This window comes from Pseudomonas sp. P4_D7 (assembly GCF_056401755.1).
Genome location: NZ_JBFUIR010000002.1, coordinates 208,892 through 219,848, shown reverse-complemented (window position 1 = coordinate 219,848; position 10,957 = coordinate 208,892). Strand labels below are relative to the sequence as shown.

The window sequence follows — 10,957 nt, the reverse complement described above, 5'->3', positions numbered from 1 at the left end:
GGTCGACTTGGCACCGATCTTTTTTATTCGATACGCAACTAACCTAGGCGCAACAAATTCAACTAAGAAAACTTAGTGAAACCCTGTTAATTCAAGTTAATTCGAATGGAATCGACATGTTAAAACCAACTATCGGCCCAATTACCGGCCACGTTACAACTGATCATGTGCGCATCTTCATGCGTGGCGATCGTCAGAACAACTCGCCGGTATTTGCCGGGATTCGTTATCGCGCTTCCAGCACAAAACATTGGTCCAAAGGTAACTTTGCGCAACTGAGTGAATTACGCGACATGTCACATGTGTTCGCCCTCAACAACTTGAGTGCCGACACCGAATATGAATATCAGACCGGCTGGTTCAGCCCGATGAATCCGGTACATACGCCAGACAGCGTTGCCGAGTTGCCGTTGCAATGGCCACGGGAAATCTATCGCCTGCGCACCCGCTCCAGCAAAGCCCTGCACCCCAGAGCCTACATCGTCGGCTCCTGCCGCTACTTGCGCATGACTGCTGGCATTGCCTCCCTGCCGCAACTGGGTGACCGGATCTTTGCATCCATCAATCAGCTCATCGAGGGCATGCAACCCCCGATCAGCGCGGTATTGATGACAGGCGATCAAATTTATGTGGACGACTTGAACCTGGTCGCACCGGATCGCGAATACAAAGACATTCTCAACAAGTACCGCGCCGCGTTTTCCCAACCCAACATTCAACGGTTGATGTCTGGCACGTCGACTTACATGATTCTCGATGATCACGAAATCGAAGATAACTGGCCTGCCAATGCCAGCAAGTCCGACGGCGACTTGTACCGTAACGCAATGGCTGCCTATGAGTTGTATCAGGCCAGTCATAGCCCGGTACATCCGCTGACAAGTAACGGTGAAATAGATCACTCGACACTTGAGCATTACTGGTATCAATTCAGCGACGGCGATATCGAATGGTTTGTCACCGATAGTCGCACCCGCCGCAACTTGTCAGCCGATGACCGACGCATCCTCGACGAGGCACAGGAACAGGCCCTGGTCAAATGGCTGAGCCACAGCACAGCGCGGGTCAAGTTCGTGGTCACCAGCGTGATGTTCTATCCCGATCGCAAACGCCACGGCGATGACGCCTGGAAAGCCTTTCCCGAACAACGTCTGCGCCTGCTGGAAACCATCCGCACCCGGCGAATCAAGAATGTCGTGTTCATTTCCGGGGACGTGCATGGCTCGCTGACGGCTCGTTTGACACACAGCGAAGACCCGGACTTCGAAATCCACACGGTGGTGTCCTCACCGCTGTGCAACAGCAAACTGCTGCCATATGCCAAAGCGTCCACGTTCATCCTGGATCAGCCGCTGGTGCGCACGGCGGCGGGCGATTATCGGCATGAACTGACCAGCACGGTGGTGAGTGAAGACAATTTCGCCCATTTGGTGGTCGAGGCTGATCAGCTTGTGGTCAATTACCATGATCGGGATGGAAAACGGCTGCAGTCGATCGCCATAAAGCTGCGCTAAGCCTTAAAGATCGCAGCCTTCGACAGCGCCTACAGAGGGCGCATTCCCCTGTAGACACTGCCCAAGGCTGCGATCTTTTACTCTTTTCAACGACGTGCTGGAGAAATGCCCGACGCAGCCGACATATTCTTATAGCACTTGGCCTTCATGTCTCTTGTCAGTCAGTGCCGCAATGATGCAACCTTGCCGCAGGCAACAGTAAAGAGGGCGAGAGCCCGGCGCGTTCAGCATATTTCCAAGCGAGTTCCCTTCATGAAGAGCCAACCCGATGCCGCCAGCCGTATGGCGGCCGAGGTAGTGACGCAGTTGCCTGTGCCCTCGCGGCTCGGCATGCTGCGTTTCGAGCGCTTGAATGAAGCCAGTTGGGCGATGCTGTTTCTCGATCCCAACTGTGAACGCCAGTTCGGTCAGCCGGCCGTTGAGCTTTGCGCCCTGGTCGGTTCACCCTACGCCAGCCTGATGGAACCCGAAGCGCGCTATCAACTGCACGACGCGATCCAGCAGCAACTGCGCGACAGCCCGCATTATCTGGTGCGCTATACCCTGCACACCGCCGCAGGCAAGCTGAACATCCTCGAATTGGGCGAAGCGTATAAACAGCACAATCGTCATCTGCTGCGCGGCTATCTATTGGCGGTCGATGATGTGTTCGACGAAGTGCCGCAGGTGCCCTGCGTCGACCTCGAAACCCAGAATTCACGCCTGCAAATCGCCCTTGAACTCAATCAACGCGCGCAGCAGGAACAACTGCAGCACCTGGAACGCGTGCGCGCCCAGCAGGACCTGATTCTGCTGCTCGCGCGCCAGCGCTACAGCACGCACAACTCGTTGCAGGAAGCCGCCGAGCTGATCACCCGCTGCGCCTGCGATATCTATGAAATCGACTGCGCCAGCTTGTGGAACCTCGAAGGCCAGCATCTGGTGCCGATCTCCGCGTACCACCGCGCGACCCAGGAATACATCCTTCCGGACGTGATCGACATCAGTAGCTTCCCGGATTACATGGACGCCCTGCACGGCAGTCGCGCCATCGATGCGCACAACGCGATGCGCGACCCGCGTACCCGGGAGATGGCCGAAGCCCTGCGCCCGCGCGACGTCAACGCCATGCTCGACGCCAGTATTCGCGTCGACGGGCAAGTGGTCGGCGTGCTGTGCCTGGAACAGACCGGCGTCACCCGCGCCTGGCAGTCCGATGAAATCGCCTTTGCCGGCGAGCTGGCTGACCAGTTCGCGCAAGTCATCAACAACCACAACCGCCGCACTGCCACCAGCGCCCTGCACCTGTTCCAGCGTGCAGTCGAGCAAAGCGCCAACGCGTTTTTGCTGGTCAATTGCGACGGCGTGGTCGAGTACGTCAACCCGAGCTTCACCGCGATCACCCAATACACCACCGAAGAAGTCCACGGCCAGCGTCTGTCCGAGCTGCCGGCGCTGGAAAACCTCAGTGAACTGTTGTTCGACGCGCCCTCGGCGCTGGCCAAGAGCAACAGTTGGCAGGGCGAATTCAAAAGCCGCCGCAAGAACCTCGAACCGTACTGGGGTCAGCTGTCGATCTCCAAAGTCTACGGTGACAACCGTGAGCTGACGCATTACATCGGCATCTACGAAGACATCACCCAGACCAAACTGGCGCAGCAGCGCATCGAACGACTGGCCTACACCGACAACCTGACCAACCTCGGCAACCGGCCGGCGTTTATCCGCAATCTGGACGAACGCTTCGCCCGCGATAGCGATACGCCGATCAGCCTGTTGCTGGTCGACATCGACAATTTCAAGCGGATCAACGACAGCCTCGGTCACCAGACCGGCGACAAGCTGCTGATCAGTCTGGCCCGGCGTCTGCGCAACAGCCTGAGCCCAAGTGGCAGCCTCGCGCGGTTCGCCAGTAACGAGTTTGCCGTGCTGCTCGACGACACCGACCTGGCGACCGGTCAGCAGATCGCCAACCAATTGCTGGCGACCCTCGACAAGCCGATGTTCGTCGACAACCAGTTGATCAGCGTCACCGGTTCGGTCGGCCTGGCCTGCGCGCCGCTACACGGTCGCGATCCGCAAACGCTGATGCGTAACGCCGGCCTGGCGCTGCACAAAGCCAAGGCCAACGGTAAACATCAGGTGCAAGTCTTCACCGAAGCACTGAACGCCGAGGCCAGCTACAAACTGTTCGTCGAAAACAACCTGCGCCGAGCCCTGACCCAGAACGAGCTGGACGTGTTCTACCAGCCCAAGCTGTGCCTGCGCAGCGGGCGTCTGCTGGGCATGGAAGCGCTGCTGCGCTGGAACCACCCGGAACGCGGCATGATTCGCCCGGACCAGTTCATCAGCGTCGCCGAAGAAACTGGCCTGATCATTCCGATCGGCAAGTGGATCGCCCGTCAGGCCTGCCGCATGAGCAAGGCGTTGACTGCCGCCGGCATGGGCAATCTGCAAGTGGCGATCAACCTGTCGCCGAAACAGTTCTCCGACCCGGATCTGGTCGCCTCGATCGCCAACATCCTCAAGGAAGAAGCGCTGCCGGCCAATCTGCTCGAGCTGGAGCTGACCGAAGGCCTGCTGCTGGAAGCCACCGAAGACACGCACTTGCAACTCGACCAGCTCAAGCGCCTTGGGTTGACGCTAGCCATGGACGACTTCGGCACCGGGTATTCATCGCTGAGTTATTTGAAGAAATTCCCGATCGACATCATCAAGATCGATCGCAGCTTCATCCACGAAATTCCCGACAACCAGGACGACATGGAAATCACCTCGGCGGTGATCGCCATGGCGCACAACCTGAAACTCAAGGTTGTGGCCGAAGGCATCGAGACCGCCGAACAACTGGCGTTCCTACGCCGCCACCGTTGCGATGTCGGACAGGGTTACCTGTTCGACCGGCCGATTCCGGGCGCAGAACTCATCCAAGCGCTGAAACGCTACCCGCGCGGTCCGCTCTGCCTCTGATCACCACAAGCTGTTCCTCTAGAAGACACTCCCCTGTGGGAGCGAGCCTGCTCGCGAAGACGGAGTGTCAGTCAACATCAACATTGCCTGACCCACCGCTTTCGCGAGCAAGTCGAATCGTCGCACCGTCGCCCCCACATTTGGAGAGTGCGAAGTCGGGCATCATTCGGCACACTGGCGGTCTGACTTTTCACATCCAACCTGACTGAGAGGAACGATCATGGTTCTGCGCTCGGAAATTCTGGTGAACAAGAACGTGCTCCCGACTAAAGAACAAGCTCTGCCCGGCCGCGAAACCGCGATGACCCTGCCTGAAAAGCACTTCGTGTTTGAAGAAACCCCGCTGCTTGGCCCGTTTTTCCAGGACGTCGACTTTGCGATCTTCGGTCTGGGCTGCTTCTGGGGCGCCGAGCGCCGCTTCTGGCAGCGTGAAGGCGTGGTCAGCACGGTCGTCGGTTATGCCGGCGGTTTCACGCCGAATCCGACCTACGAAGAAGTCTGCTCGGGCCTGACCGGCCACGCTGAAGTGGTGCTGGTGGTGTATGACAAGGCCAAGGTCAGCTACGAAGAGCTGCTGGCGATGTTCTGGGAACTGCACAACCCGACGCAGGGCATGCGCCAAGGCAATGACATCGGCACGCAGTACCGCTCGGTGATCTACGCGACCTCGCCTGAGCATCTGGACGCGGCGCTGAAAAGCAAAGCGGTGTATCAGGCGGAACTGTCGAAGGCGGGTCTGGGCGAAATCAGCACCGAGATCGAACAGGCGCCGACCGTGTACTTCGCCGAGGCGTATCACCAGCAGTATCTGGCGAAGAATCCTGAGGGTTATTGCGGGATCGGCGGCACCGGCGTGTGCATGCCACCGAGCTTGGCGGGTAACTGACCCCACCGACTGATCGTTCCCACGCTCTGCGTGGGAATGCCTCAATGGACGCTCTGCGTCCGCTGTTGGGACGCGGAGCGTCCCGGGCTGCATTCCCACGCGGAGCGTGGGAACGATCAGTCAGTGATCAGCTCTCGGCAATCAACCAATCCATCTGCCACCCACCCTGAGTCTGCCCCAGCTTCTTCGACAACCACGGCAGCAGCTCACGCAATTCCTCCTCCAGCCCCCACGGCGGATTGGCAATCGCCATGCCCGAACCGTTCAGGCTGTTCGGCGTATCCAGCGGATGCACCAGCAGCTCCACACGCAGCAACTTCGGCGCACCGGTGCCAGCCAGATCCTGATAGAAACGGCGCAACGCACGCTGATCCTTCACCGGATACCATATCGCCGCTACGGTTTGGCGCATACGGCCAATCGCCTCTTTCAACGACGCCGCACAACGCTGCATCTCGTCGAGCTGCTCGAACGGCGGATCAATCAACATCACCGCGCGTTTTTCCTGAACCGGCAACATCGCACGAGCGACGTGCCAGCCTTCGCCGAGATGAACCTTGACCCGACGATCGCCGGCCATGTTGTCCTTGAGCAGCACGCCGTCTTCCGGGTGCTTCTCGTTGAGCATCACCCGGTCCTGCGGGCGGGTCAGGCGCCGCGCCAGCTCCGGCGAACCCGGGTAATAGCGCAACTGGCCGTCCGGGTTCATATCATGCAGCACCTTCATGTAGTCGGCGGTCAGCGCCGGCAGATCCGGTTGATCCCATAAGCGCGCGATGCCTTCCAGGTACTCACCGGTACGGTTGGCCTGATCGCCCTGCAAGTCATACAGACCGATGCCGGCGTGCGTGTCGAGATAGGCAAACGGCTGCTCCTTGCGCGACATCAAGGCGATGAGGCGGGTCAAGGTCAGGTGTTTGAACACATCGGCGTGATTGCCGGCATGGAAGGCGTGACGATAATTCATGGCTGCTCCTGCGAAGGGCGCAAAGTTTACCTTTTACCGGGCGGCAAGTCAGGGGTTCGCAGCCGAGCGGACAAAAGCCTTTCCCTCACCCTAGCCCTCTCCCCGAGGGAGAGGGGACTGACGGTGGTGATCTTGCGAGTTACACCGACCTGAAAGATCAGCGTGATCTCAGGTTTGTCCAAGCGAAGATCAGTGCAGAAGTCGCAAGTCGGCGTAAACCGCCCAGACAACTCGGTCAGTCCCCCGAAACAACACCTCCATCCAGGCTCGGCCAAGCGAAGTTCACCGCTGAAGTCGCAGGTCGGCGTACATCACCCAGACAACTCGGTCAGTCCCCAGAAAGAACACCACCCTCCAGGCTTGACCAAGCGAAGTTCACCGCTGAAGTCGCAGGTCGGCGTACATCACCCAGACAACTCGGTCAGTCCCCTCTCCCTCTGGGAGAGGGTTAGGGTGAGGGGCTTTGCTTTTATGGCGTTAAACTGGCTAGCCATGAACGACAGGAAGTCAAAAACTCATGCGATATCTGATCATCTGCTTATTCAGCCTGCTTAGCCCATACCTCGCCCTTGCCGACGAAACTCACATTGAACAGGCACGCGAGACACTAAAGAACTACGGCCTGAGCCACTGCATTCTGAAGCCATTCAACGAACACTCCGCGCTGGAAAAAGACATCGCATTGTCCGCCAATGCCTATTCGTTCATGGGCAAAGGCATGCATTCCATCCTGCAAAATGAAGACACACTGCAGGTGCTGCACGACCCCTATAAAGAAACTCGAAACTACGTATTAACGGCTTACGAAGAGACACCTTCAAACAGCAAATACTCGAATGAAAAAGTAGTGTTCCTTGCGTGCCTGAAGGTCTACAACTCCGAGGCGTTCAGCCGCTTTATCAAAACGCAGGATGCGTACATTCCATCCATCAAAGTCAAAGGATCGCAGCCTTCGGCAGCTCCAACAGAGTGAGCACCAATCTCGTGTAGGAGCTGCCGCAGGCTGCGATCTTTTGACCTTTTTCAGGCGGGCATGCCGCGCAGGCGCCTGCCGATGACATCCAGCACATCACAGCCGTCGCGCAAAGGAATCACGCAGAGCTGGGCGAAGTCGCTGAGGATGACGGAGTCGCATTCGACCGAGCCGCGCATGCACATGTTTTCCAGCACCTGGATCACGGCGCGCAGGCGATGGTTGGCGGCGTCCATGAGGATGTCGAGGGGCACGTGGGTGTCGATGAACAGCGTCGGCATGTCGCTGCAATTGCCGGTCAGCGCCATGAAGCGGTTGTCGGGATGGGGGATGATCTTTTCGTAGGGTGGATAGGGTTTAAGCATAGTCATTTCAGTTTTACCTCAATAGGTTTAGAGAGGCTGCCAAGTGACCTTCCTACGGGTATAGGTGGCAGCCGTACGCGAGAGTAGGAAACTGAGAAACCCACCAAACTCAGTCACGCCGAAGCGTTCCCGCGCACAGCTGCCGCAAACGATGCTACGGACACGTATTAAGTGCCGCAATCAAACGACAGCGCTGGTGCGCGGTGAATTTCACAGGGGTCCTACGCCCTGTCACCACTCTCGCAGTGACAACGAAAAGACTATCCCTGCAACCCACCGCCCACCAGTTCATGAAAACCGCCGCAACTCGAAGGAATCGTCTGAGACCTTCGCCCCGAAAACTCACTCCGACTCTGCCAGCAAAAACGCCAGCAACGCCGATTGCGACGAATCTTCCGACATTGAAACCTGAAAAAACCGCCTCACCTTGCAACGCAAAACCGCCTCGGGAAAGGCCTCGAAAAGAACCGGATATTCTTCGCTCAACCACTGCAACGCATTGGCCGTTTGCACGTCATTACCCTGCTGCGCCAGCACTGACTCCGGCACCTGCCACCACGGCAATGCCCGCCCCGAAACCTGCGCCCTGCCACCAATTTCCAGCGCCTGACCATTAATCAAACAACGCCCGATCAGCGGAAACAGCTGCGCCGTATCCACTTCATTGGCCTGCAGAACCGGCAATAGAAACCGCCCGTCCCAGAAACGAAAAAACACCGTTTTGCCGCCCGGCATCCACACTTGGGTGAGGCTGCGAAAGTGCGCCGCCACCTCTTCAAGACTCGCCGAAGACACCGCCAGCCATCCCCAATCCCGCGACTCGGTAGTGGCGACCCAATGCAGAAACTCACTGTCAGCAGCGACAATTCCCACGTAAGGCATCACCGCATCCCACTCGGCATAGATCGTCCCGGCCCAGATCGGACTGGCCGCTTCTGACCAAGCCTTGAACGGCTTTGCCTCGCTGGCATTGCTGAACACCGCGAACAATTGCTCGGATGCGCTCAACGGTTCACGCGCCAGCCAATCAACAGGCAAAAGGGAATCAGGCTGCACAGAGACCGTCCTTGCAACGCTCACACTCTTCGCAGAATGGCGCATCACCTTTAAAACTCATGATTTGTGCAGCGGTGAGCATGGCAGCCGGCGCGGCGGCGAGTTTCTCCGGCAATCCCGGTACAACCGGCGCGGCACTCATCGCCGCCATCGGCGCACCGCCCACAACAATCGGCACGCTGCTGAAAATCCCGCCGGGACCGATGTTGATCCACTGCCCGCCCGCCTGAATCGTCGCACTCGCGCCGCCGTCGATGACCACTTGCTGACCGGCGCTGACGTGGAATTGCCCACTGGCGCTGATCGCCTGATTACTCACGCGAACATGACGGTCGCCGGTCACGCTCAGATGATCGTCCTGCTTCACTTCGGTCTGGCGCTGCCCGTGGGTGATGCGCTGCTCATCAGCCTTCAACTCGTGGCGGGCGGTGCCGGTGACGACGATGCTGCGCTGGTTATCAACCTGCACCTGTTGATCGTTCAACACATGCTGCGTCCAGTTACGCTGGGCGCGCAGATAGATTTCCTCAGCGCCTTTCTTATCCTCAATGCGCAGTTCGTTGTAGCCGCCACCGCCGGGGCTGCTCTGACTACGAAAAATGCTACGAGTCTTGTCCGCCGGCAGGTCCAGCGGAATCGGCGTCGCGGCGTTGGGCAGGCAGCCCACGACCAAAGGCTTGTCGGCGTCGGCATCGATGAAGCCGACCAGCACTTCCATGCCGACTCGCGGAATCAGCACACTGCCGTAAAGGTCGTGCGCCCAATTAGTAGCAACGCGCAGCCAGCAACTGGAATGCTCGTTCAATTCGCCGTCGCGATCCCAGGCCAGTTGCACCTTGACCCGGCCGTACTCGTCGCAGTGGATTTCCTTGTCTTTCGGCCCGGTCACGACCGCCGGTTGATAGCCGAGCATGCGTGGTTTTTCCGGCCCCAGCGCCGGGCGGAAGAACACGTCCCACGGTGTGGTGACAAAGCTATTACGGTAACCCTGAAATCCCTCGCCATCGCTGGTCACCGATTCCTCCAGCACCTGCGGCTGGCGGCCATGATGCTCGATGGCGGTCAGCAACCAGAGGTCATTCCAGTCGTGGCGCGGATGCTCGGTCAGTTGCAGGAAATGTCCGCAAACCAATGCGGATTCGTCGCTGACGCCTTCAGCCTGACGGTAATCGGCGACATGTCGCTCAAGTGCCCGCTGGGCCAGGTGCTTGCCGGTTTCCCGATCATTGAATTGACCGGGGAAGTGATAGTCCTCCAGCACCGGGCGCTGCTCGCCGTCGATACGGCTTTGCAACTGCAGCCGCGGCTTTTCGAAGTTGTAGTCGCGCCGGGTGACCACGCTGGTACGGGTTTCCACGCGCACATTGAAACGCTGAATCGCCGGCGCACCAGCAGACATGCCACTGCCCGGCAAATACACCGTCGACTCGGCCAGACGCGGGAACACGGTCTGATCATCGCCGAACACCAACAGGTGACCCTGGGGGCTGTGTTGAAAATGGTAATGAATGCCGACTTCGGCACACAGGCGCTGGATAAAGGCCAGGTCACTCTCGGCGTACTGCACGCAATACTCACGCACCGGGTAATCGCTGCCGAGGCGAAATTCAAAAGCATCACGCAGGATCGAATGATCCTTGAGCACTCGCGCGACAATTTGCGGCACCGTCAGATGCTGGAAGATCCGCTGATTGATCCGCTGGCCGAGGTAGGTCAGACGCGGGACCAGGCTGATGTGATAACGCGTCAGACGTTTCCCGGAATCGCCCTGCCCGACCTGATAAATCTGACCGTGGACGCCGGAACCGTCCGCATCAAAGCTCAGAAACGCCTGACAGTGCAGCAGGCTTTCGAGGTCCAGGTCCGGCCGTTCACTGACCAGTTCCAGCTCGAAACGAAAGGGTTGGCTGATGGCTTCCTTGCCCGTGAACTCAAGGACCTTGAGGTCATGTTGGGCGCCTTCGAGGGTCAACGTGAAACGCGGTTGATTGGCAGGCGCGAACATCCGATGTCTCTCTGCAGAATGAAGGGCGGGCGATTCTGCATGAGGGGCAAGGGGTGATGAATGGGTGACGGGAAAATCAGATTTGCCCTACTTTCATTGACGAAAAACCCTGCAAAAAGCGGCGCCTTCAACTACAGACAAGTCTCCAAAACCACCGCCGAACCTTGTAGGAGTGAGCCTGCTCGCGATAGCAGTGTGACAGTCAACATTTTCGTTACTGATGAACCGCTATCGCGAGCAGG

At 58.5% G+C, this 10,957-nt stretch carries 8 protein-coding genes; 4 read left to right on the top strand and 4 right to left on the bottom strand.

Going from position 1 to position 10,957, the window contains the following annotated elements; translation table 11 throughout:
- Nucleotides 1–116: 116 nt before the first annotated feature.
- The 3 genes from AC1DVF_RS02360 (at nt 117) to msrA (ending at nt 5,349) form a co-directional block, all read left to right on the top strand.
- A complete protein-coding gene (locus tag AC1DVF_RS02360) occupies nt 117–1,514 on the top strand; it encodes an alkaline phosphatase D family protein (protein ID WP_477781940.1) in 1,398 nt (465 codons plus the stop codon).
- Nucleotides 1,515–1,766: 252 nt separating this feature from the next.
- A complete protein-coding gene (locus tag AC1DVF_RS02355) occupies nt 1,767–4,463 on the top strand; it encodes a putative bifunctional diguanylate cyclase/phosphodiesterase (protein ID WP_093430121.1) in 2,697 nt (898 codons plus the stop codon).
- A 220-nt stretch (nt 4,464–4,683) separates the two neighbouring features.
- Nucleotides 4,684–5,349 (top strand): peptide-methionine (S)-S-oxide reductase MsrA, encoded by a 666-nt coding sequence (msrA, locus tag AC1DVF_RS02350; protein WP_123448336.1) that lies wholly within the window; start codon nt 4,684–4,686, stop codon nt 5,347–5,349.
- Between the two features lie 127 nt (nt 5,350–5,476).
- On the opposite strand, the gene AC1DVF_RS02345 is transcribed toward msrA, so the two are convergent.
- The gene (locus AC1DVF_RS02345) at nt 5,477–6,316 is read right to left on the bottom strand and encodes a 23S rRNA (adenine(2030)-N(6))-methyltransferase RlmJ (RefSeq protein ID WP_093430119.1); all 840 of its coding nucleotides are present in this window, start codon (nt 6,314–6,316) and stop codon (nt 5,477–5,479) included.
- Between the two features lie 517 nt (nt 6,317–6,833).
- Between AC1DVF_RS02345 and AC1DVF_RS02340 the strand changes: the two genes are divergently transcribed.
- Complete coding sequence (locus AC1DVF_RS02340) at nt 6,834–7,289, top strand: hypothetical protein (protein ID WP_320335937.1); 456 nt, start codon at nt 6,834–6,836, stop codon at nt 7,287–7,289.
- 50 nt (nt 7,290–7,339) lie between these two features.
- Here the strand turns inward: AC1DVF_RS02340 and AC1DVF_RS02335 are convergent, their stop codons facing one another.
- From AC1DVF_RS02335 to AC1DVF_RS02325, 3 genes are all read right to left on the bottom strand, one after another.
- Complete coding sequence (locus tag AC1DVF_RS02335) at nt 7,340–7,660, bottom strand: hypothetical protein (protein ID WP_477781939.1); 321 nt, start codon at nt 7,658–7,660, stop codon at nt 7,340–7,342.
- A gap of 336 nt (nt 7,661–7,996) precedes the next feature.
- The gene (locus AC1DVF_RS02330) at nt 7,997–8,710 is read right to left on the bottom strand and encodes a DUF4123 domain-containing protein (protein ID WP_116255759.1); all 714 of its coding nucleotides are present in this window, start codon (nt 8,708–8,710) and stop codon (nt 7,997–7,999) included.
- Nucleotides 8,700–10,715, bottom strand: coding sequence for a type VI secretion system Vgr family protein (locus tag AC1DVF_RS02325; RefSeq protein ID WP_477781938.1), 2,016 nt, complete (start codon nt 10,713–10,715; stop codon nt 8,700–8,702). Before AC1DVF_RS02325 ends, AC1DVF_RS02330 begins: the two co-directional genes overlap by 11 nt.
- Nucleotides 10,716–10,957: the final 242 nt, after the last annotated feature.